Genomic DNA, 19,833 nt, shown 5'->3' on the forward strand with positions numbered 1-19,833 from the left:
GTCAGCGCGCTCCCAGGAGGTGGCCGGGGTTGAGCAGCCCCAGCGGGTCGGCGGTGCGGGCGGTGGCACGGACGAGGTCGAGGCGCCGGTCGACGTACCAGTTGTGGACGTCGTGGACGCCGACGCCCAGTGCCTCCAGGGCGGCGATCCCCTCGTACACGGTGGCTTCGTCCTGGTAGTGCGCCATGAGCATGCCGACGGTCCCCGAGCGCATCCCCTCCAGGTGCAGCACCGTCCCGGGGAAGACGGCCTTGACGGCCTCCGGGTCGCCGAGCAGTACGTCGCCGCCGATCTCCAGGTGGAAGTAGCCGTCCTGGGCCTTCATCAGGTGGTACGTGGGGTGGTTGAAGGAGAGCGAGGAGATGAGGGCGGGGCCGCGCGGTGCGGGACGTACCTCGGTCACCCGGCCGCCGTGCTTCTCGATGATCGCGCGGGCGTCGTCCTCGGCCCGCTCCTCGATGATCGCGCGGACGCTCAGCGCGGCCGGGTCGAGGGCCGGGTCGGCCTCGAAGGTCTCGACGAGGCCGGGCTCGTCGAGGGAGACCAGGCGCGGGGCGGGCTCCAGGCGTACGAGGTCGCCGAGCGCGGCGGTGGCGGAGGTCCACGTGTCGAAGGAGGCGAAAAGGCCGGTCCAGACGCGGGCCGGCTGAAGTGCGACGGTCGCGGTCGTGGTGATGCCGGTGGTGCCGTAGGCGTGGATGTACGGGAGTGCTTCCTCGCCGCGTACGGTGAAGGGCTCGGCCTCCGCTGTGCACGGGACGACGGTCAACTCCCGCACAAAACCGTCCCCGTTGGTGCCGTTGGCGAGCGATCCCGTGCCGCCGTTCCCACCGGAGAGGAAGCCGCCGAGCGATGTCCCGAAGGTGGAGGGGAACATCCACAGCTCCTGGCCCAGCGTGCGCGCATGCGCCTCCAGGTCGGACATCTTCGCGCCCGCCTCGGCCCTGATCCACCCGTCGCCCGCGCCCAGGATGCGTCCGCATCCGGTGAGGTCGAGGACGGCGCCGCCGTGCAGCGGGATCGCCTGGCCGTAGTTGCCGGTGCCTTTGCCGCGCGGGGTGAGCGGGATGCGCAGGCGGTGGGCGAGGGCGACGAGTGGCTGGATCTGCTCGTACGACGACGGGCGCAGCACCACCTCGGCGCGACCGGCGGGGAGCTTGGCGGCGAGGATCGGCGACATGTGCGCCCAGTCGCGGGACGCCTTGTCGAGGGCGGAGTCCTCGCGTACGACGGCATCCTCACCCAGGAGTGCGGCGGCCTCCGTACAGAATGCGTCGATGCCGGGGGTGCAGTGCGTGGCACCTGGGCCGGCGCCCAAAATCGCATCATCCGCGACCAGTTCGGTCATCCGGCGCAGTTCGGCGGCGGAGAGGGTAGTACCCCTGGAGTCGAAGGCCATCACTTCATTCCGATCTTGGTGTCGATGAATGCGTTGGTTGCCAGGTCGTCGGCGCTCAGCCCGGCCGGGATCTTGACACCGCTCTCGGTGAGGATCGGCCCGAAGGTCTTCAGGGAGTCGGTCACCCGCTTCTTGTCGAAACTCGCGATCGATCCGTCGGCCTCGTTGCCGAGGATGCCGAGCTTGACCATCTCCTTGGCGGCGTACTGGCCGGTGCCCTTGGAGTAGACCCAGCTCGTGCCGTACTGCTTGACGATGTCGTCGATGAGCGTGACCGCGGTGTCCGGTGCGGCGGCGAAGTCGGCGGCCGACTGCTGGATGACGGGGACCAGCTTCTTCAGGCAGGGGCTGAGCTTCTTCAGCGCACCGGTGCGGACGGAGAGTGCCTCCGGGTAGACGGTGTAGCCGACATCGGACAGCAGCTGGAACTTGACCGGCTTCTTCCAGGCGGCGACCTCGTGCTCATAGATGTACGGTTCCGCGGTCGCGAAGCCCTGCTGCGCGATGGAGGGGTCGGCGACGAAACGGGACGGTGCGCTGTCGTAACTCCCGTCCAACTGGCTCTTCTTGATGAGCCCCTTCGCCACCAGCATCGGGGCGAAGACCTCGCCGTCGCGGTACACGACCTTGGCGCCGCTCTTGCCGATGTCGGCGACGGTCTTCCAGCCCGGGTGGGTCTTGGGGTCCCACATCAGGACCTGCGGACTCTTCTTCATCAGCGCGGCGACCGCGGTGACGGGCTGCTTGCCGGCCGCCTGGATGGCGCTGTCGGTGGTGACCATGCCGAGGGTGATGGACTGGTCGATGTACATCTCCGAGGCGGGGGTCTGGTACCCGACGGCTGAACCTCCCGCCCGTACCTGGATCTTGACGCCGGTGTCCTTGCCGCCGATGACGAGGGGGCCGGTGACCCGCTTCTTGTCGGTGTCGACGGTGTAGCCGGGGCCGACGAGGTTGTAGATCGGACCATGTTCGGCCTCGGGCTCCCAGTCGGCCTGGACGACGACGGTGGCGGGGCAGACTTTGTCGAGGCGCTGGGCGGCGGGGGCGGGCTCGAGGTCGGCAGAGGACCCGGCTGTGGTGGCGCCGGCGCCGCAGCCGGTGGCGGCGAGGAGGAACGAGGCGCTCAGTCCCGCAACAAGGCTTCTTCTGGCGGAAATTGGCATGGCTGTCTCCCGGGAGGGGCTCTGACGAGGAAGCGGAGAGGAGGTGGGGCCGGCTCAGCTGCGGCCGGACGCGTGCCAGGAACCGACGGCGAGGCGGGACAGGAACGTGAAGAGCGCGAAGACGGCGACCCCGAAGAGGGAGGCGAGGATGATCGCGGCGAAGAGGTCCTCGGACTGGAGCCGTGAGCGGTAGACGTCCAGGACGGTGCCGATACCGGGCGCGCCCTGCTTGAAGAACATGTCGCCGACGATCGCGCCGATGACGGAGAGCCCGGAGGAGGTACGCAGCCCGGTGAAGATGGCGGGGAGCGCCGCGGGCAGTTCGAGCTTGCGCAGGCGGTCCCAGCGGCTCGCCTTCTGGAGGGTGAAGAGGTCGTGGTGGGCGCGGTCCACGGACTGCAGTCCGAAGAGGGTGTTCGCGATCATCGGGAAGAGGGCGATGAGGACGCAGACGACGACCCGGCTGGTGAAGCCGAAGCCGAACCAGAGGCCGATGAGGGGGACGATGGCCAGGATCGGGACGGTCTGCAGGATGACGGCGTATGGATAGAGGGAGCGCTCCAGCCAGCGGGCGCGGCTCATCACGACGGCCCCGGTGACGCCGAGGACGGCGGCGATGGCGAGCCCGGCGAGAGCGACCTGCGCGGTGAGGGCAAGGGCCTGGAGCATGGGCTGCAGGTGGGTCCAGTCGAGGACGGCGACCTGGAGGACCTGGTGCGGGGGCGGCACGAGGAAGCGGCGGGCAGGGGCGAGGAGCAGGTAACTCACCGCGTACCAGAGGCCGATGGCGACGGCGAGCGAGCCGATGGGGGCGAGCAGCGCGACGGTGCTGCGGCGTGTGCGAACGGACGCCTCGGCGGCCGGGAACGTCTCGACCGTGGCGCCGGCGGCAGCATCGGACTGGTGCCCGGGGGTCTTCCCCTCGTGGGCCGGAGCGGCAGCGCTCGAACCGGTGACGGCCGGTTCGGAAGCGGCAGACGGTTCGCCGCTCGGGCCGACGGTGGCCGAGGCGGCCGTGGTCGCATGGGCAGTCGGCGCGTCGGCGGCCGGGGTGTTCGTGGTCACTGGGCGTCTCCTCGCAGGGCTCCGGAGACCGCGCCCGCGATCGCGGCGAACTCCGGTTCGTAACGGAGCGATGCGGGCCTGGGGTGGGCGAACGGGACCTCGAATGCGGCGGTGATGCGTCCAGGTCGGGCCGACATCACCACGACCCGGTTGGCCAGGAAGACCGCCTCGGTCACCGAGTGCGTGATGAAGAGACCCGCGAACCCCGTCTCGGCGAAGATCCGCTGAAGCTCCTCCTGCATACGAAGCCGGGTCATCTCGTCCAGCGCACCGAAAGGTTCGTCGAAGAGGAAGAGCGCGGGGCGCATCATCAGCGCGCGGGCCAGCGACACTCGCATCCGCATCCCGCCCGAGAGCTGTCCCGGCAGCTGCTTCTCGAAGCCGTCGAGGCCAACGAGACGAATGGCGTCCCTGGCGCGCTCGTGCCGTTCGGCCTTGGGACGGCCGGCCAGTTCGGCTGGCAGCGTCACATTGGCGAGGACGCTGCGCCAGGGCAGCAGGGTGGCGTCCTGGAAGACGTAACCGATGTCCCCGCCGGGGGTGCTGATATCGCCCGCGCTGGGGGCATCGAGACCGGAGGCGAGCCGCAGCAGGGTGGACTTCCCGCATCCGGAGGGGCCGACGACTGCGACGAACTCCCCTGCACCAACGTGGAGTTCCACTCCCGAGAGCGCGGTGGTCCCGCCGTCAAAACGCTTGTCGACGGCTACGAAGCTCAGTGCCGTCTGCACTGCTGTCGCCACGTCGGCTCCTTCCTGTGGGCCTGTGATGCATTGCCAATGTTCATAGCATCAACATTCTTTGTTTCGGGGGGATGTCCCGGGCGTTTACGCCCGGGACTAGTCAGAGCGCTTCGCGGATCACCGTGGTACGGCTCACCGCTCGCCCGCCCTTGAAGACGATCCGGTCCGGGTACGAGGCCCCGACAGCCCCGGAGAGCGAGTCGGTCCGTACGGCGAGGAGGTCGGCGATCGCACCCTCGTACGGCCCTGCGGCGGGTAGCCCGAGGACCGTGCGGGCGCCCGTGGTCACCGCGTGGACAGCCTCGGCCAGTGTCAAGTGACCTGCCGTGACGAGGAGTCCGGCGGTCTCCAGGGGGTCGGCCCTGCCCACTGGATTGAAGGGGTCGCGGATGTTGTCGCCGCCCCCGGCCAGGGGCACGCCCGCGTCCAGGAGGGCGCGTACGGCGGTCAGACCGCGCGGGGTACGGGCAGGGATATCGCGGCCCTGGAGGTAGAGATTGGTGAGCGGCAGTGCGACGACCCCGATCCGGGATGCCGCCGTCTCCTTGGCGATCCGGGCGGCCTCGGCCGGGTCCAGGCCGCCCAGTCCCACGCAGTGGCTGGCGGTCGCACCGTGGGCGAAGCCCCGCTCCCGTACCGCCTGGGCGAGCAGCAGCAGATCCTTCGGGTCCGGACGGAGATGCTCGTCCGCGTGCAGATCGACGCCTACGCCGTGCCGCTCGGCGATGGCCAGGGCGCGGGCGACAGCGGCCTGCGGGTCGTCGGAGAGATGCGGGCACCCACCGAGCAGGTCGGCCCCCAACTCCAGAGCCTCGTCAAGGACTTCGTCGGGCGCCTCGATGTGCAGTACGGCGATCTGCAGTGCAACCCGCTCGCTCAGCTCCGCGCGCAGTCGCAATAGCGCCCGCAGCCCCCGGAGCGGATCGGGGCCAGGCAGGACATCGACGTGGGTGCGGACGGCGGTCGCACCATTGGCGACCAGCTCGTCCAGGGCACGGCGGGCTCTGACCAGCACGTCCTCCTCCGTCACCTGCTCGGCATAGCCGCGCCAGGCGGCGACCGCCCCCGGCAGGTCGCAGGGCGGTGCACCGGCCAGGTCCCAGGTGAGGGCCTTGTCGAGGTGGGCGTGGGGTTCGGCGGGGGCGGGCAACAGCATGAAGCCGGAGAGGTCCATCTCCTCACCGGCGGAGGGGAGTTGACCGGCCTGTGCAACGGCCGAAACTCGCCCGTCCTCGATCAGTACGTCCCGGACCTGCCCTTCGGGCAGCCGCGCCCCGCGCAGCAGCAGTGCCGTCGCCGTCATCGCACGTCCCCATTCTCCGGTGCGGTGAGTACCGCGAAGCCATCGAAGGCGTGCCACATCGCGGGCGCGCCGAACATGTCCTGGCTGCGGACCGGGCGGGTCCGTCCGCGTACCACCTGGTCGAAAGCTTCAGCGACCCGGCCCACGAAGTAATGGCCCTCACGGTGGCGGAGGTTGTGCCCCAACAGGGCGGCTCTGACCGGGAGTTCGGCAAGTCGCCGCGTCGATTCAGCGAATGCGGGTACATCGGCGCCCGGCACATGAGCGAAGAAGGTGCCGCTGATCAGGGTGTCGCCGGCGAGGAGCTGGCCGCTCTCCGGCTCCCAGAGGCAGATGCCGTCGGGCGAGTGCCCGGGGGTGTGCAGGACGTGCAGCCTCCGCCCGCCCAGGTCGAGCTGCTCCCCTTCCCTGAGCAGCCGGGTCGGTCGCACCGCGTCGATACGCCACTGGGTCAGTTCGGGGACGGGCCGCACCTCGATCCGCGAGTCTGTGAGGAAGAAGCCCTCGGCGGAGAGTGCGCTCAGTTCGATGTAGCGCTGCCGCATGTCCTGGGCGATGTGCTCGTACGTCTCGAGCCACTCGCGCGGTGCGGGCTCGCCGTGCAGGTCTGCGCCCGCCTCGTGGACGGCGAAGTCCTTGGCCTCGCCCACAAGCGAGGCGTTGCCGCCCCGGTGGTCGTAGTGGTGGTGGGAGTTGATGACGAGCAGCGGCAGCGAGGTCAGTACGCGCACCTCGCGCCCGATGTCCCCGATGCCCATGCCGGTGTCGTACAGCAGGGCGAGGTCGTCGCCGACGACGAGATAGCTGTTGACGTGCCCGGGCTCGGCGATGAGGAAGGTCCCGGGTCCGGTCTCCCGCACGGAGAACCAGTCCCGCCCGCTCATGCGCCGACGCCGTGGTAGCGGCGGGCGTGGTGAACGAGAGCGCTGACCCCGCCCTGCCCGGGGATGATCTCCTCGATGGCGGCTATCAGCAGCAGGTGGTCCCCGGCCGCCACCTCTTCCCGTACGCGGCACAGAACGGCGTACGTGCTCTGCGCGAGCAGCAGCGGTACACCCCCCTCTCCCGTTGTCCACTCCAGCCCGGCGAACCGGTCGGCGGCCGGATCGGCGAAGAGCCGCGAGACGGATTCGCCGTCCGCGGCAAGGATGTTGAGGGCGAGCCTGCCGCCGTCCTGGAGCAGCGGCAGAGTGCGACTGCCGCGCTGGACGCCGATCGCTATCAGCTGCGGCGTGCGGCTGAGGCTCATCACGGCGGTGCTGGTGAATCCGGCAGGTGTGCCATCGGCTGCGGCGGCGGTCACCACGCAGACGCCGCCCGCGAGGGCGGCCATGGCATCGAGGAATCCGGCCGTGGCGGGTCGGTCGGCGGTGGTCGCGGTCATTCGGGCTCCTCGCATAGAATGTTCGTCACATCAACATTGAGCGTAGGAGACATGTGTTTCGCGGGAGTAAATCCCACTCCGAAGTGACCGCTTAGGATTTCCGTCATGGCAGACCGCCCCACCGAAACCCCCGCCGATCCGGACCAGCAGCTCGGCAACGCGATCCGTCGGCTACGCAAGAAGCGCGGCCTCACCCTGGTCCAGCTCGCGAGCAGCGCAGGCCTTTCGCATCCCTTCCTTAGCCAGCTGGAGCGCGGGCTGACCCGCCCGAGCATGCCCTCGCTGCACCGGATAGCCCAGGCGCTCGGCACCACCCAACAGGCCCTGCTGGCGCACTCGGCAACCGCCCCCGCCGACATCCATGTCGTACGAGAAGGGACCGGCGCCCCCGTCGCCAACAGCGGCGGCTCGGCCCGGATGCTCGGGGCACCCCAATTCGCCGTCCACCCGGTCGAATACACGGGAGGACCCACCGGGTTCGAGGAGTACTACGACCACCCGGGCGATGAGTTCCTCTACGTGGTGCACGGCGCGATCGAGGTCGACCTACTGGGCCCCGGCGGCCGCGAACTGCACCGCCTCCACGCCGGTGACAGCCTGCTCTACCCAGGCGGAACCCCGCACCGCTGGCGAGTTCTGACGGAGGGTCAGGACCTCTCCGGGGTGCGCATCCTCGCCGTACAGAACGCCCCTCGCTAGCCACGTCGTTTCGGTCGGGGCTGGCGCGGATGCTGGCCGACACGCGAAAGTGCCTTCCTGAGCTGGGACGATGAACCTTGTCTAGGGGTTTGATCGTCGCCGGCGGAAGGCACTGCGTGCAGGATTTCGGTTCCCGTCCCAGGCTCATGGTGTCCGCTGACGGGACGGGGGTGGTCGGGCATGCCGGGGCACGGTTGCTGACTGATCTCGCCGATGCAACCGGACTGAACAGTGCCTGCTCGACCGCTCTGCGGCGGTTGAGGCCGCGCGGGACCGGCCACGATCCGGGCCGGATCGTCACTGCCGTCAAGTCCAACCAGCCGAAACTTTCCCTCCAGTTGAGCCGACTGCCCTGGAAGCAGGCTCCGGTGATGGACCGCTCCCGCCACCGGGCACACGGCCGGGAGGAGGTCCGCGAACTGCAGGTCGTCACCGTCGACGGACTGCTCTTCCCGCATGCCCGCCAAGTGGTCCGTATCCGCCGCAGACGACGTCGTATCGGCACCCGCACATGGTCGACGGAGACCGTCTACGCCGTCACCGACCTCGAAGCCCACCAGGCGTCACCGGCCGAACTCGCCGCCTGGAGCCGCGGGCACTCGATCATCGAGAACAAGAACCACTGGGTCAAGGACGTCACCTTCGGCGAGGACGCCGGCCAGATCCGACGCCACCACACACCAGCCGTCATGAGTGCCCTGCGCGACCTCGCCCGAGCCGCCCTGCACCGGGCCGGCTGGGCCAACATCGCCAGCGCACGACGCGCTCATACCCAGTCCGAAGCCACTCTCACACTCCACGGCATCCCATGATCAAACCGGAGCGAACAGGATTCTCCCCGGGGCCCTGGGTTGCCGGGACGGTCCTGGGTAGATACGTGCGTTGCTTGAGTAGGATCCGCTTCAGCGCAAGTACCGCGGAGGCTGAGTTGCCTGCCAGGCCTCGGTACCAGCGCAAGGGCTGAGGTCTGCTGCAGGGGTGGGTGACAGATCGACGCACTCCTCCGCCACGGCGTCGACCGCGACAACATCCACGTCGACGTCGCCAGCGGCGCGAAGGCGTCACGCCCGAAGCTCGACCTCGTCAGGCAGCTGCTGCGCGAGGGCGACACCTTGAAGGTGACCCGGCTCGACCGGCTCTCCCGCTCCGTGTTGCACCTGGTGACCCTCGGCGCCGAGCTGCGCGAGCGCGGCATCGGGCTGCACGTCATCGAGCAGGGCATCGACACCGCCACCATGGAGGGGCGGGCGATGTTCGGGGCAGGCAGCGCCATTCCAGGAGCCCTCGACGTACGCCTCAACAGCCAGGAAACCCAGAGGCAACTGCGCACCACATTGCGAGGGGCTCGGCAGTTCCTGGGCCTTCGTGTGTGACGCGCCTGGCGGACTCGAGCACTGTGTGACGGCACGGCACGGCATGTCATAGGCCGTCGCTATGGTGCCGGGAGTGGTGGGAACTGGAGAACAGGCTCCGCACCGGGAGAGCGCCAGACGGCGTTGTGCACTAGCGAACAAGGTCAGGAAGCCCACCACACCACGGCGGCGGCAAGGCCGGTTCCCGGGGCGCCCGGCAGCGCGGTTGACTATCAGGCTATGGGCGGGGCACTGCCATGACGGGCGGCTATGCCTGATCGGTGGGCCATTGCTTCAGGGCCTCGTAGGTGCCGTCGTGGCCTCGTTCTGCGAGGACGATTTTCGCCTCGGCTATGGTGCCGTAGCTGCCGATCCATGACCGGAACTTCCGGTCCGTAGCGGCGAAGTCGGGCCACGATCCCTGCATGGCGACGGCGCCCCTAGTCGTGAGGGTGAGCCGGTAGCGCTGTCGGTCGGCCATGCTTGGCATGGTGTCACGCCCCGCGCGGCGGGTAACGAGGGACCGCACCGCGAGGCGGAGCCTGGGCCGTCAGCCGATGGGGGGAGGATCGGGTCCGATTAGGCGCTGCGCTTGGGCGTTCTCTTCGTGGGTGCCTTCTTGCCGGTGGTCTTCTTCGCCGCGGTCTTCTTCGGCAGCTCGTGCACGGTGGCGTGCTCGCGGCTTTCGCCGCGGGATGGCTTCGCCTTCTGTACGGACTCCTGGAGGGCGGCCATCAGGCCGACGACCGCCCCGGCCGGCGCCTCTTCCTCGGCCGCGTGCGGCGCAGGCTTGCCCTTCTGCTTGGCGGTGATCAGGTCGGAGATCGCCTCCGTGTACCGGTCCGTAGCGACGTCCTTGGGGATGTCGTCGGTGGCCAGTGCGTCGGTAGAGCTCACTGAGGACGAGATCAGTAAGGCCCTTGCTCTCATGGGCAGGTCGGCCAGGTCATCGTCGGTGACGATCCCAACCCGGGCCCGCTCCCGCACCGGACCTACGCCACGCTCATCGGAGGGCCGTTGGACGGGCTGCTCCTAGACGTCACCGATTGGCGGCCGGAGGAGATCGACGGCGGGGTCGCCCTGTCCACGGAGCTCGGGCGGTGGCCCGGCGGCCGCGCGCTGTACGACCCGCGCCGGGGAGAACTGCGCGCACCCGGACCGGGTGTGATGTGCCGCTTCCACTACTCCGGCGACACGCCCTGATGGCTGCTCACGACGCCGGGCCCGGCCCTCCCACGGGAGGACCGGGCCCGGAGGGCTTGCCCGGTCGTCAGCGGGCGCTGCGTTCGATCACCGATCTGCCGCTGATCTTGAAGGGCATCTGCCACCCCGTCGAGGTCCGCCGCGCCAAGGACGGCGGCGTGGACGGCATCTACTGCTCCAACCACGGCGGACGCCAGGCCAACGGCGGCCTGCGTGCCCTCGACGCCGTGCCCGGCGGGGTCCAGGCCGCCGACGGCACGCCCGTCCTGTTCGACTCCGGTGTCCGTACGGGAGCCGACATCATCAAGGCCATCGCCCTGGGTGCCACCGCTGTCGGCGTCGGTCGCCCTTACGCGTACGGCCTCGCCCACGGCGGCGAGGCCGGCGTCGTTCACGTCGTGCGGGCTCTGCTCGCCGAAGCAGACCTGCTCATGGCCGTCGACGGCTACCCGCCCCTCGCCTACCTCACCCCGGACGCCCTCCGCCACCTCGCCTGACAGTCGCCAGCCAGCCGGGGTCAGATCCGCATGGCAGACGCGTCCAGTCAGGCCCATCACCGAATGGACCACGCGTCGCGACGAGCAGACCCCTGCCCGACAGGATCAGATTGTCCGCACCTGGTCTGGTCTCCCCACAACGTCGAAGAAGGCATCACGACGCCGAAGACGGCGTCCGGCCTCCCCAGCTAGAAAGTCGGTAGTAACCATGTCTGAGAAGTCCACAGTCCGCAGCGTGACCTATGACCTGCTGCGGACCCTGAACCTCACTACGGTCTTCGGGAACCCCGGCTCCACCGAGCAGCCGTTCCTGCAGGAATTCCCCGAGGACTTCACCTACGTCCTGGCGCTGCAGGAGGCGTCCGTCATCGCGATGGCCGACACCTTCGCCCAGGTCACCGGCCGCCCCGCGCTGGTCAACCTGCACTCCTCGGCCGGGATGGGAAACGCGATGGGCAACCTGGTGGCGGCCTACCACGGGAGCACGCCCCTGATCATCACCTCCGGCCAGCAGCACCGGGAACTGGTCATCGGGGACCCGTACCTCGGCAACCGCGAGGCAACCACGCTGCCCAAACCATGGGTGAAGTGGTCCTACGAACCGGCCCGCGCCGAGGACGTCCCCGAGGCGTTCATGCGGGCCTATGCGCAGGCGCTGCAGCCGCCGACGGGACCGGTCTACCTGTCGATTCCCATGGACGACTGGAAGCGGCCCCTGGCCGGCTTCACGCGGGTGCGGACGGTGAGCGACCGCTTCGCCCCGGACAGGGAGCGGCTCCGCGGCTTCGCCGAGCGCATCTCCGCAAGCCGGCGTCCCGCGTTGGTCTTTGGGCCGGAGGTCGACCGCAGCGGCGGGTGGGACGCGGCCGTCGCCCTCGCGGAGAAGCTGCGCGCGGCCGTCTACGGCGCCCCGCTGCTGGACCGTGCGTCCTTCCCCGAGGACCATCCCCTCTTCGGCGGCCCGCTGGGGATGTCGGTGAAGACCGTCAGCGACCGGCTGACCGGGCACGACCTGGTGGTTGTGATCGGCGCGGAGGTGTTCCGGTACTACCCCTACGTACCCGGCGACTACCTCCCCGAAGGCACCGGGCTTCTGCACATCACCGGTAATCCGGACGTCGCCGCCGCGGCGCGTACGGGTGACAGCCTCCTGGGCGATCCCGGGACGGCGATCGAGCTGCTCCTGGACATGGTCGGGGACGGATCGGCGCGGACTGCTCCGGAGCCGATGCCGCGGCGCCGGGAGCTGCCGCAGGAGCCGAACAGCCCTATGACCCCGCCGGAGGTCTACGCCACCCTGAGTAAAGTCCGGCCGCCCGACGCGGTCATCGTCAACGAATCGACCTCCACTATGGCCCAGCAGATCGAGTGGCTCCCGACGGTCAGGTCCGGATCGTTCTTCGCCACGGCAAGTGGGGGCATCGGATGGGGCACCCCGGCCGCGGTGGGGGTCGCGCTGGGCGATCGGGACAGGGGCGTCGAACGGCCGGTGGTCGGCCTGATCGGCGACGGTTCCTTCCAGTACTCCGTGCAGGCCGTCTACACGGCGGCCCAGCACAACCTCCCGATCGTGTATGTGGTCATGCGCAACCAGGAGTACTCCATCCTCAAGTCCTTCGCGGTGCTGGAGGAGACCCCGGGCGTACCGGGGCTGGACCTGCCGGGGCTCGACATCGCCTCCGTCGCCCGCGGCTTCGGATGCCGCGCCGTCGACGTGGAGACCGCCGAGGACCTGGAGCGGGAGTTCAAGTCGGCCCTGACCGCCGGCACCACCACCGTCATCGTGGTCGCCACGCAGCCCCAGAAGGCGATGTTGTAGGCCGCGAGGCTCGCACGGTCGAAGAGAGAAGAGCGGAGAGAGGACAGCAATCATGGACTTCGGACTGAAGGACCGGGTGTACATAGTCACCGGTGGCACCCGGGGGCTGGGCATGGCCGCGGCGCGCGAGTTGGTGGCGGACGGTGCGCGGGTGGTCGTCAGCGGCCGCAGTGAGAAGTCAGTCGCCGCTGCACAGGCGGAGCTCGGCGGCCCCGGGCAGGCGGTCGGCGTCGTGGCCGACAACGCCGAGACCGACACTCCAGACCGGCTGATCGCCTCGGCACATGATGCCTTCAAGCGGCTCGACGGGGTGCTCATCAGCGTCGGCGGGCCCTCGGCAGGCACGTCGGACACCATCGATGACGATCAGTGGCGCACCGCCTTCGAGTCGGTCTTCCTCGGCGCGGTGCGGCTGTCCCGCGCGGTGGCGGCGGAGCTGGGCGAGGGAGGCGCCATCGGCTTCGTCCTCTCCAGCTCCGTGTACGAGCCGATCCCCGACCTCGCGATCTCCAACGCCCTGCGGCCGGGCCTGGCCGGATATGCCAAGAACCTCGCGAACGAGCTGGGCCCGAGGGGCATCCGCGTCGTCGGCCTCGTGCCCGCCCACATCGAAACCGACCGCGTACACGAACTCAACGCACGGACCGGCGACGCTGACGCCGCCCGCGAGCGCGCCACCGCCGACGTCCCCCTGCGCCGTTACGGCGCGCCGGACGAGTTCGGCCGCAGCGCCGCCTTCCTGCTCTCGCCGGCCGCGTCGTACCTGACGGGCGTGATGCTGTCGATCGACGGGGGTGTGCGCAAAGGCTTTTGACGGAGCCCCCAGCGAACTACACGACCAGCTCAACACCCAGGGGGCCAGAAGCCCAAGCAACGGTGCAGATCAGAGGAATCCTTCCGGTCCGAACAGGACCGACAACGGCTCGCTGACCCGATCGAAACGAATCTCCTGCCCGTTACGACGCGAAAACCCGGCTCGAAGCGCGTCAACGATCACTGTCTGCTCAGGGCCCGGCCGCCAGCCAGCCGTGAACACAAGGCAGTTGAGGAGACATCATGCCCATCTACACGTGCACTACCACCCAGGGGTCGCTGACCAGCGAGGTGAAGGCCCTGCTGGCAGCCGAGATCACCCGGATTCACGTGGACATCAGCCACGTGCCACCGGCCTACGTCAACGTGGTGTTCTCCGAGCTGCCTACGGACAGCGTCTTCGCAGGCGGGCAGTCGGCGAAGCCGCTGATCCTCACTGGATGGGTGCGGCGAGGCCACCCGCAGAAGGAGGCGACCCGACTGGCCCTGGAGCTGTCCTCAGCGATCGCCCGGATCTCCGGCGTCGACGAGAGCCAGACCATGGTGGTACTGCAGGACGGCCCTGCACGGTCCGCTGTCGAGGGTGGGCACGTGCTGCCCGAACCAGGCGAGGAAGAGGAGTGGCTGCGCCGGACCGGGGCCTGAACAGCGTGCGCGTCTCTGTGCTTGTCCATGCCGGAGGCCATCGACCAGTCCACCGGACGGCAACTCGCCTTCGGAGCCGGAGTGTTTGGCATCGGCGTCGTCCCGCACCACTCACATCTGCACGGTGTGAAGCTGTGTGAGGGGGACTGCTTGATGGCGGCAGAAAGACCACGCGGTCTCGCAGTCGGTCAGCCCGGCCTCCAGGCGGGCCAGGCCGCGCAGGAAGCGTTCCATGTCGACAGGACCGCCCTCGCGCATGGCCTTCCCCGAGTGCGCGTACCGGTTCGCCCAGTCCTGCAGATGGCGCGCCTCACCGTCGAACAGGCCGTCCGCGTCCCGGCTGTCTGCGCCGGGAGCCGACGCTCATCGGCCGGATCCGGTGGTGCCGGGCGGCGGAGGGCCCCGGTTGCCAGTGCCGGGTGCAAGGCCGGGGCAGAGCGTTTGCCGACCGCCTCAGCGGCTGAGGCCTCACATCGTGGTAACAGCTGTTACCATGCGGGTATGGCGAAGACACAGCTGGGCGCGCGCGTGGATGAGGACGTTGCGGAACTTGCGAAGAGGCGTGCCTCCGACCTGGGACTGAGTATTGGGGACTACCTCGCCAGGCTGGTTCAGGACGATGTCAGCGGCCTGCGCGCCCGTGCGGTGGATGCGGCCGCCCGCTTCCTGAACGAGCATCAAGCGGTCTTTGACGACGCCGAAGAGGCCCAGGAGACAGTTCGCGGAGCGCGCGCGGCCTGATGGATCTGCACATCGACGTTCCGTGGATCCTGCAGGTCGCCGAGGCCGCCGGAGTGAACGATCCGGCCCCCGACGACTATGGCGTTCCTGTATCGGCGGTCGCCCGTCACCGGGCCGAGCTGTTCGAGCAGCCCGTCTACGACGGCCCCTACGCCAAAGCCGCCGCCCTGGTGCACAGCCTGGGCCGGTGCCGCTGGCTGGAGCGCTCCAACCTGGCCGTCGCCGCAGCCACCGGCGTCATGTACCTCGAAGCCGCCGGGATTCCCGTCAAGCCCGCGCGCGAGGATGCCGTCGGCCTCAAGGACCTGCTTCTCGACCCTGCCTGCACCGCCGGGAAGATCGCCGCGTTGCTACGGACCTGGCCCACCGCCACCTGACGCCCGCATCCCCGGCGCCACTTCGCCCAGAGCAGCACCGCTCGCGCAGGGTGGCCCCGGACCTGTCACTGACGTGCCCGGTCGCACTCCAAGGCGCCCTCGCGGAGGGGCCGTGCAGTTCACTTGGCTCCTGCTGCCTCCGCGATGAGGCGGGCCCGCGTCTCGGCACGCGGTTCGGCCTTCCAGCCGGGCAGGAACGCCGACAGGCGCGGGTCGCTTTCGATCTTCTGTTGGGTGAGCTGCATGCCTTCGTCGATGACCGCGTCCCACTTCTCCGTGGCGAACCTGACGCGGCAGGGCAAGTCCTTGATGATCTTCTCGTCCATGGTCAGGTAGTTCGACGCGCGCGCCCTGGCCCCACGGCCTGCAGGCACGTAGGCGTCGGCGCCGGCCTGGTCGGGAAGCAGGGAGATGAGAACCGCGTCCCCGTCCTCGGCGATCCTTCGGGCCGCCGTGGTGGCTGCCGAGATCTCTGCCTTGGAGGGAGCCCTTTCCAGCATCTCGAGCAGGGAGCCGCGGATGCTCACCGTCTGTCGGCTGGCCAGAGCAGTCTGCAGGGCCTGGCGGATGGTCTCCGTCATCGATGTCATGATCGCGATTGTCACGACCGGCTGGCCCGGGGCCGTGCGCTCGAGGCTGGCGCCCGGTGTGTGTTCCCCCGTACGGCAGATGCGTACGAGCCCCTCACCGGGCCGTGTTCTCCCGGCACAGCAGCTCGTGCTCAGTGTCCGTGAGTTCGCCGGACTCCGTGTGGGGCAACATCACGTGATCCCCCATCAGCCGCGCAAACAACGCCTCAGGGCAATACACCCAGGCAAGCCTTGGCTTCGCTTTCACCGGCAGGTGGCCACGATGTGGTGATCATCTGATTTGGAGCGAGGAGCGCACGGGTGCGGCAGGACTGGGAGCCGGAGGACCTCATCGAGGTCCGGACACTGCTCGAAGACGACATGAAGCGATTGCGGAACAAGTCCGGGGCGAACCGGCTGGGCTTCGCGATGCTGCTGAAGTTCTTCGAGGTGGAGGCCCGATTCCCGGAGGCCGGCAGGGAAGTCCCGGCTGCCGCGGTGGGTTACGTGGCCCATGCAGGTGAAGGTGCCGGCGGAGCAGTGGGCGGCGTACGACGGCAGGGCGACCGGATCAAGCGCCACCGCAAGGAGATCCGTAAAGCGTTCGGGTTCCGGGCGGGCACGGAGGAGGACCAGGAGCGGCTGGCGGAGGCGGTGGTGGCCCGCTGCCGCAACGACTTCGTCGAGCCGCCGGCCCCGGCCAAGGTGCGGCGGCTGGTGGGCAAGGCGTCGGTCGGCCGTCGTTCAGCAGCGTCAGCGGCCGTTCGGTCAGCGCGTGAGCGGCGTCCGCCGAGCTCTGGTCTGCGATGCTCGCTGCCGGGACGGTTTGGCTCTTCCTGTAGAGGGCTGAGAGCACGAGAGGGGCACGGACTCAGTTGATGTCTTGCCGCCCCTCTACGTCATCCTCGACGATCGCTGGGTGACCCTCTATCTCTGGCTTCCCATTGTGTTCGAGGTCTGTGCGGTGCTCTTCCTGGTCACGTCGGTGCTGCGGCGCCGCTGGGACGCGATCGTGCCGGACATCGCCATCGTGTTGGCGGCCGGAGTCTGGTTGCTGACAGCGGTTCGGCATTGGCACTGGTGGCTGGCCTGCCCCGCGGTTGTGCTGTTGCTGGTTGGCGGCAAGGCGTGTGGGAGGCATCGCGAGACATCAACGGCGGAGACGGGGTGAGGTTGGCGGAGCCTCGACGTCCGGTGCCGGCCGCCTGGTCGACGACGTCACCCCGAACGCGCACGGCAGATGTACGGCAGAGCAGACTTCACCCTCCTCCGCCACCGCATTCTCCTCGGATAGTGACACCCTCCGTCACCACCGAAAGTGAGACAGAGCCGTTGATTGGACAGTCCCTGCCGTGGAAGTGCTTGCGTGAGCGATGCGTGAGCGGAGGGGGCTCGGTCCTACTTCTCGGGCTTCTTTCGCTGGGCCTTCTTCTTGCTCTCGGCCTGGGCCTTCCGCCGGTGCGCTCCACCTTGCCGGCCGCCCCGAAGTTTCGCTGGACGGCTGGAAATAGCTGCATGTTTCCAGGTCGTGGATGGGGCAGCGAGGTCGGAGGGGGCGCGGCGGGGAACGCAGGACGGCGGATGCCTGGTCTCACGAGATGCCGTTCTTCTCGTGCTGACGCAGGCGGTATCCCGTAGCCGTCCCGTGGGCGCATTTAGTTTCAAACAATACTGTATTGAATGAAGTAGTCTGGGTTTCATGGCCGCCGACGTTCCTGACCACACCACCGCCTCGCGTGCGACTGACCGTCCTGGGGATCCCTCGCCCTTCGCTCTCGGCCTGCTGCTGCGCCGGGCGCACTGGCGTGCGGCCGCGGTGATGGGGGAGGCGCTTCGGCCGCTCGGCATCGAGTTGCGGCATTTCGCGGTGCTGATCGAGCTGGTCAATCACGGGCCCACGGTGCAGCGGGATCTGGCGGCGGCGACGGGGTCGGACAAGGCCGGGATCATGCGCATTGTGGACGACCTGGAGCGCAAAGGTCTTGCTGTACGCAAGGCCGTTGCGGGGGACCGGCGGGTCCGGGCGGTGGAGCTCACGCCTCAGGGGCTGGAGCTCTTCGATGCCGCCCACGTGGCCGCGGAGCCGCTGGCTGAGCGTCTGGTTGCCGAACTGGGGCGCGGTGAGCCCGAACAGCTGACGGATCTGCTGACCCGGCTTGCCCATCCCGCGGACGACGGGGCGTAGGCGCGCCGGCGCACCCGTTGCCGGCCGCGTCGGCGCTCTGGGTTTCGGGCGGCTCCACCGCGAATCCGGCCTTGAGGGCTGGTCGCTGCGCGTCGGCCCGGCGACCGGTCAGGGCTCCGTTGCCGACGGGGATTGTGAGCGTGGCTGACCGCCGCGTACCTGGCCGGTGTGCTCTTCACCCGTCGCCCGGCATCACCGTCGTCTCGATGTGAGCCCCGCTGACGGGCCGAACCTCCGGCCGCCCGCAGTGCCGGGCTGCCTGCCTCCCGGGTGCAGGGCGTCACTGGCACCGTCGGGGGGGGGTGCCAGTGACGAGGGCGCCGTGTGAGGTCCCGGCGCCGTGTGACGTCCCGGAGTGAGGCGTCACACGGCGTCTTCGGGCCGGGAGGGTTACGCGGCGAGACGTTCCGCGAGTTCCTTGGCCTTGGTGGTCGCCTCCTCGAAGGCGCTCCGGCGGGACGCCTCGTAGAGGGGTATCAGTTCGGACATGGCCGGGTTGCGGGGGGCCATGGTGAGTTCCGGGACGATGAAGTCGAGGTCCAGGCCGAGGGTTCCCTTGAGGACGGCCTCCAGGTAGTTCTGTACGAAGTCGTAGCCCTCGCGCGGGGTGCCCGGCGCGTAGGAGCCGCCGCGGCTGGCGACGACGATGACGGGGGTGCCCTGGGCGGAGGGGGTCTCGCCGGCGGTGCGGCCGAGCAGGAGCACGCTGTCCAGCCACGCCTTGAGGGTCGAGGGGATCGAGAAGTTGTACATGGGGGCACCGATCAGGACGGCGTCCGCCTGCTCCAGCTCCTCGATGAGCTGCACGCGCGCGGCGAACGCGGCGGACTGCTCCGGGGTGCGCTCGGACGGGGCGGCGTAACCGGCGGACCAGGCGTCGGCGGTGATGTGCGGGACCGGGTCGGCGGCGAGGTCGCGGTAGACCACCGTGCCCTGCGGGTGCTGCTCCTCCCAGGCCTTGCGGAAGGCAGCCGTGACCGAACGGGACGAGGACGCCTCGCCAGGGAAAACGGACGAGTCGATGTGCAGCAGCGTGGCCATGGACTTTCTCCAAGGTGCAGCGCCCGAGGCGGGGAACCAAGGGCTGAGGGTCGGTATGGAGATAGTTTCACACAATACGGTATTGAGTGATACTGTCTTTAGCGTAACGAAGGTAGATCCGTTGAGTAAGAGGGAGGCGGGCGATCATGGACATCTACGAGGCGGTCGCGAGCCGACGGGCGGTGCGCGAGTTCACCGACCGCCCTGTCCCGAGGGAGACGCTGGAGCGCGTTCTGTCCGCGGCGGCCTGGGCGCCGTCCGGATCGAACATCCAGCCATGGCGTGTGTACGTGGTGACCGGTATGCCACTGGCCGAGATCAAGAAGCGCGCCGGAGAGCGCCTGGCCTCAGGCGACCCCTGGGACGAGCCGGAGTACGAGATGTACCCGCCCGCGCTGAAGTCGCCCTACCGCGAGCGGCGGTCCGCCTTCGGTGAGCAGCGCTACGGCGCACTCGGCATTCCGCGCGAGGACCTGGAGGCGCGTCAGAGGGCCGCTGCCGCGAACTGGGACTGTTTCGGCGCGCCCGCCGGCCTGTTCTGCTACATCGACCGCACCATGGGCCCGGCCCAATGGTCCGACGTCGGCATGTATCTGCAGACCGTCATGCTTCTGCTGCGCGCCGAAGGGCTGCACAGCTGTCCGCAGATGGCATGGGCGAAGTTCCACAGGACCGTCGCGGAGGTCCTGTCACCACCGGAAGAGCTCGTCCTCTTCTGTGGCATGTCGATCGGGTTCGAGGACGTCACCGCACGTGACGCCCGTATAGGCCGGGCGCCGCTCGATGAGACCGTCACGTTCGCCGACGGCTTGTGACGGCGCCCCTCCGCGAC

Annotated in this window: 24 protein-coding genes and 1 pseudogene; 14 read left to right on the forward strand and 11 right to left on the reverse strand. The window is 69.2% G+C overall.

Annotated elements, in window-relative coordinates:
* Position 1 precedes the first annotated feature (1 nt).
* The 7 genes from OHA58_RS39290 to OHA58_RS39320 form a co-directional block, all read right to left on the reverse strand.
* Positions 2-1,399, reverse strand: coding sequence for an FAD-binding oxidoreductase (locus OHA58_RS39290; protein ID WP_405475513.1), 1,398 nt, complete (start codon positions 1,397-1,399; stop codon positions 2-4).
* Positions 1,399-2,565 carry a hypothetical protein gene (locus OHA58_RS39295; protein WP_405475510.1) on the reverse strand — a complete coding sequence of 389 codons (1,167 nt, stop codon included), beginning with the start codon at positions 2,563-2,565 and terminating at the stop codon, positions 1,399-1,401. The genes OHA58_RS39290 and OHA58_RS39295 overlap by 1 nt, the downstream gene beginning before the upstream one ends.
* 54 nt (positions 2,566-2,619) lie before the next feature.
* Positions 2,620-3,630 (reverse strand): ABC transporter permease, encoded by a 1,011-nt coding sequence (locus tag OHA58_RS39300; RefSeq protein WP_405475507.1) that lies wholly within the window; start codon positions 3,628-3,630, stop codon positions 2,620-2,622.
* The gene (locus tag OHA58_RS39305; RefSeq protein ID WP_405475504.1) at positions 3,627-4,373 is read right to left on the reverse strand and encodes an ABC transporter ATP-binding protein; all 747 of its coding nucleotides are present in this window, start codon (positions 4,371-4,373) and stop codon (positions 3,627-3,629) included. Before OHA58_RS39305 ends, OHA58_RS39300 begins: the two co-directional genes overlap by 4 nt.
* Before the next feature lie 100 nt (positions 4,374-4,473).
* Complete coding sequence (locus OHA58_RS39310; RefSeq protein ID WP_405475501.1) at positions 4,474-5,676, reverse strand: amidohydrolase family protein; 1,203 nt, start codon at positions 5,674-5,676, stop codon at positions 4,474-4,476.
* Positions 5,673-6,560 carry an MBL fold metallo-hydrolase gene (locus OHA58_RS39315; RefSeq protein WP_405475498.1) on the reverse strand — a complete coding sequence of 296 codons (888 nt, stop codon included), beginning with the start codon at positions 6,558-6,560 and terminating at the stop codon, positions 5,673-5,675. Before OHA58_RS39315 ends, OHA58_RS39310 begins: the two co-directional genes overlap by 4 nt.
* A complete protein-coding gene (locus OHA58_RS39320) occupies positions 6,557-7,060 on the reverse strand; it encodes a flavin reductase family protein (RefSeq protein WP_405475496.1) in 504 nt (167 codons plus the stop codon). Before OHA58_RS39320 ends, OHA58_RS39315 begins: the two co-directional genes overlap by 4 nt.
* Positions 7,061-7,165: 105 nt before the next feature.
* Between OHA58_RS39320 and OHA58_RS39325 the strand changes: the two genes are divergently transcribed.
* From OHA58_RS39325 to OHA58_RS39335, 3 genes are all read left to right on the forward strand, one after another.
* Positions 7,166-7,759, forward strand: coding sequence for a helix-turn-helix domain-containing protein (locus tag OHA58_RS39325; RefSeq protein ID WP_405475493.1), 594 nt, complete (start codon positions 7,166-7,168; stop codon positions 7,757-7,759).
* 146 nt (positions 7,760-7,905) lie between these two features.
* On the forward strand, positions 7,906-8,571 hold the full coding sequence (locus OHA58_RS39330; RefSeq protein ID WP_405475490.1) for an ISAs1 family transposase: 666 nt from the start codon (positions 7,906-7,908) through the stop codon (positions 8,569-8,571).
* Positions 8,572-8,748: 177 nt separating this feature from the next.
* Positions 8,749-9,132 (forward strand): recombinase family protein, encoded by a 384-nt coding sequence (locus OHA58_RS39335; protein WP_405484681.1) that lies wholly within the window; start codon positions 8,749-8,751, stop codon positions 9,130-9,132.
* A gap of 247 nt (positions 9,133-9,379) precedes the next feature.
* On the opposite strand, the gene OHA58_RS39340 is transcribed toward OHA58_RS39335, so the two are convergent.
* Both OHA58_RS39340 and OHA58_RS39345 read right to left on the reverse strand, forming a co-directional pair.
* On the reverse strand, positions 9,380-9,592 hold the full coding sequence (locus OHA58_RS39340; protein ID WP_405475487.1) for a hypothetical protein: 213 nt from the start codon (positions 9,590-9,592) through the stop codon (positions 9,380-9,382).
* 98 nt (positions 9,593-9,690) lie between these two features.
* Positions 9,691-10,008: a hypothetical protein gene (locus OHA58_RS39345; RefSeq protein ID WP_405475485.1), complete on the reverse strand. Its 318-nt coding sequence runs from the start codon at positions 10,006-10,008 to the stop codon at positions 9,691-9,693.
* 51 nt (positions 10,009-10,059) lie between these two features.
* Here OHA58_RS39345 and OHA58_RS39350 point away from each other — a divergent pair, with 51 nt between their 5' ends.
* The 7 genes and pseudogenes from OHA58_RS39350 to OHA58_RS39380 all read left to right on the forward strand — a co-directional run bounded on the left by OHA58_RS39350 (position 10,060) and on the right by OHA58_RS39380 (position 15,206).
* Complete coding sequence (locus tag OHA58_RS39350) at positions 10,060-10,314, forward strand: hypothetical protein (protein ID WP_405484679.1); 255 nt, start codon at positions 10,060-10,062, stop codon at positions 10,312-10,314.
* A gap of 77 nt (positions 10,315-10,391) precedes the next feature.
* A pseudogene (locus OHA58_RS39355) lies at positions 10,392-10,811 on the forward strand (alpha-hydroxy-acid oxidizing protein); the annotation flags it as partial.
* Positions 10,812-11,046: 235 nt separating this feature from the next.
* Positions 11,047-12,630, forward strand: coding sequence for a benzoylformate decarboxylase (gene mdlC, locus OHA58_RS39360; protein ID WP_405475482.1), 1,584 nt, complete (start codon positions 11,047-11,049; stop codon positions 12,628-12,630).
* Positions 12,631-12,682: 52 nt separating this feature from the next.
* Positions 12,683-13,444 (forward strand): SDR family oxidoreductase, encoded by a 762-nt coding sequence (locus tag OHA58_RS39365; protein ID WP_405475480.1) that lies wholly within the window; start codon positions 12,683-12,685, stop codon positions 13,442-13,444.
* 242 nt (positions 13,445-13,686) lie between these two features.
* Positions 13,687-14,088 carry a tautomerase family protein gene (locus OHA58_RS39370; RefSeq protein ID WP_405475477.1) on the forward strand — a complete coding sequence of 134 codons (402 nt, stop codon included), beginning with the start codon at positions 13,687-13,689 and terminating at the stop codon, positions 14,086-14,088.
* A 501-nt stretch (positions 14,089-14,589) separates the two neighbouring features.
* A complete protein-coding gene (locus tag OHA58_RS39375) occupies positions 14,590-14,829 on the forward strand; it encodes a hypothetical protein (RefSeq protein WP_405475474.1) in 240 nt (79 codons plus the stop codon).
* Entirely contained in the window at positions 14,829-15,206 is a 378-nt protein-coding gene (locus OHA58_RS39380) for a fic family toxin-antitoxin system, toxin component (RefSeq protein ID WP_399981565.1), read from the forward strand. Before OHA58_RS39375 ends, OHA58_RS39380 begins: the two co-directional genes overlap by 1 nt.
* A gap of 119 nt (positions 15,207-15,325) precedes the next feature.
* On the opposite strand, the gene OHA58_RS39385 is transcribed toward OHA58_RS39380, so the two are convergent.
* The gene (locus OHA58_RS39385) at positions 15,326-15,796 is read right to left on the reverse strand and encodes a hypothetical protein (RefSeq protein WP_405475470.1); all 471 of its coding nucleotides are present in this window, start codon (positions 15,794-15,796) and stop codon (positions 15,326-15,328) included.
* Between the two features lie 300 nt (positions 15,797-16,096).
* Between OHA58_RS39385 and OHA58_RS39390 the strand changes: the two genes are divergently transcribed.
* From OHA58_RS39390 to OHA58_RS39400, 3 genes are all read left to right on the forward strand, one after another.
* Positions 16,097-16,654: a DUF4158 domain-containing protein gene (locus OHA58_RS39390; protein ID WP_405475468.1), complete on the forward strand. Its 558-nt coding sequence runs from the start codon at positions 16,097-16,099 to the stop codon at positions 16,652-16,654.
* Positions 16,655-16,694: 40 nt separating this feature from the next.
* On the forward strand, positions 16,695-16,946 hold the full coding sequence (locus tag OHA58_RS39395; RefSeq protein WP_405475467.1) for a hypothetical protein: 252 nt from the start codon (positions 16,695-16,697) through the stop codon (positions 16,944-16,946).
* A 528-nt stretch (positions 16,947-17,474) separates the two neighbouring features.
* Complete coding sequence (locus OHA58_RS39400; RefSeq protein WP_405475464.1) at positions 17,475-17,960, forward strand: MarR family winged helix-turn-helix transcriptional regulator; 486 nt, start codon at positions 17,475-17,477, stop codon at positions 17,958-17,960.
* Positions 17,961-18,350: 390 nt separating this feature from the next.
* Here OHA58_RS39400 and OHA58_RS39405 read toward each other — a convergent pair whose 3' ends face one another.
* The gene (locus OHA58_RS39405) at positions 18,351-19,001 is read right to left on the reverse strand and encodes an FMN-dependent NADH-azoreductase (RefSeq protein ID WP_405475461.1); all 651 of its coding nucleotides are present in this window, start codon (positions 18,999-19,001) and stop codon (positions 18,351-18,353) included.
* A 146-nt stretch (positions 19,002-19,147) separates the two neighbouring features.
* Here OHA58_RS39405 and OHA58_RS39410 point away from each other — a divergent pair, with 146 nt between their 5' ends.
* Positions 19,148-19,816: a nitroreductase gene (locus tag OHA58_RS39410; RefSeq protein WP_405475458.1), complete on the forward strand. Its 669-nt coding sequence runs from the start codon at positions 19,148-19,150 to the stop codon at positions 19,814-19,816.
* Positions 19,817-19,833 lie beyond the last annotated feature (17 nt).

The organism is Streptomyces sp. NBC_00009, from assembly GCF_045040855.1.
In the GTDB taxonomy this organism is placed as follows: Bacteria; Actinomycetota; Actinomycetes; order Streptomycetales; family Streptomycetaceae; genus Streptomyces; species Streptomyces aureus.

Excerpts from the sequence above, each read along its gene's own strand:
- OHA58_RS39290 (WP_405475513.1), bottom strand. The coding sequence starts at position 1,399 with ATGGCCTTCGACTCCAGGGGTACTACCCTCTCCGCCGCCGAACTGCGC.
- OHA58_RS39380 (WP_399981565.1), top strand. The coding sequence starts at position 14,829 with ATGGATCTGCACATCGACGTTCCGTGGATCCTGCAGGTCGCCGAGGCC.
- OHA58_RS39400 (WP_405475464.1), top strand. The coding sequence starts at position 17,475 with ATGGCCGCCGACGTTCCTGACCACACCACCGCCTCGCGTGCGACTGAC.
- OHA58_RS39330 (WP_405475490.1), top strand. The coding sequence starts at position 7,906 with ATGGTGTCCGCTGACGGGACGGGGGTGGTCGGGCATGCCGGGGCACGG.
- OHA58_RS39295 (WP_405475510.1), bottom strand. The coding sequence starts at position 2,565 with ATGCCAATTTCCGCCAGAAGAAGCCTTGTTGCGGGACTGAGCGCCTCG.
- OHA58_RS39375 (WP_405475474.1), top strand. The coding sequence starts at position 14,590 with ATGGCGAAGACACAGCTGGGCGCGCGCGTGGATGAGGACGTTGCGGAA.
- OHA58_RS39365 (WP_405475480.1), top strand. The coding sequence starts at position 12,683 with ATGGACTTCGGACTGAAGGACCGGGTGTACATAGTCACCGGTGGCACC.
- OHA58_RS39370 (WP_405475477.1), top strand. The coding sequence starts at position 13,687 with ATGCCCATCTACACGTGCACTACCACCCAGGGGTCGCTGACCAGCGAG.
- OHA58_RS39385 (WP_405475470.1), bottom strand. The coding sequence starts at position 15,796 with ATGACATCGATGACGGAGACCATCCGCCAGGCCCTGCAGACTGCTCTG.
- OHA58_RS39320 (WP_405475496.1), bottom strand. The coding sequence starts at position 7,060 with ATGACCGCGACCACCGCCGACCGACCCGCCACGGCCGGATTCCTCGAT.
- OHA58_RS39325 (WP_405475493.1), top strand. The coding sequence starts at position 7,166 with ATGGCAGACCGCCCCACCGAAACCCCCGCCGATCCGGACCAGCAGCTC.
- OHA58_RS39310 (WP_405475501.1), bottom strand. The coding sequence starts at position 5,676 with ATGACGGCGACGGCACTGCTGCTGCGCGGGGCGCGGCTGCCCGAAGGG.
- OHA58_RS39405 (WP_405475461.1), bottom strand. The coding sequence starts at position 19,001 with ATGGCCACGCTGCTGCACATCGACTCGTCCGTTTTCCCTGGCGAGGCG.
- OHA58_RS39315 (WP_405475498.1), bottom strand. The coding sequence starts at position 6,560 with ATGAGCGGGCGGGACTGGTTCTCCGTGCGGGAGACCGGACCCGGGACC.
- OHA58_RS39410 (WP_405475458.1), top strand. The coding sequence starts at position 19,148 with ATGGACATCTACGAGGCGGTCGCGAGCCGACGGGCGGTGCGCGAGTTC.
- OHA58_RS39340 (WP_405475487.1), bottom strand. The coding sequence starts at position 9,592 with ATGGCCGACCGACAGCGCTACCGGCTCACCCTCACGACTAGGGGCGCC.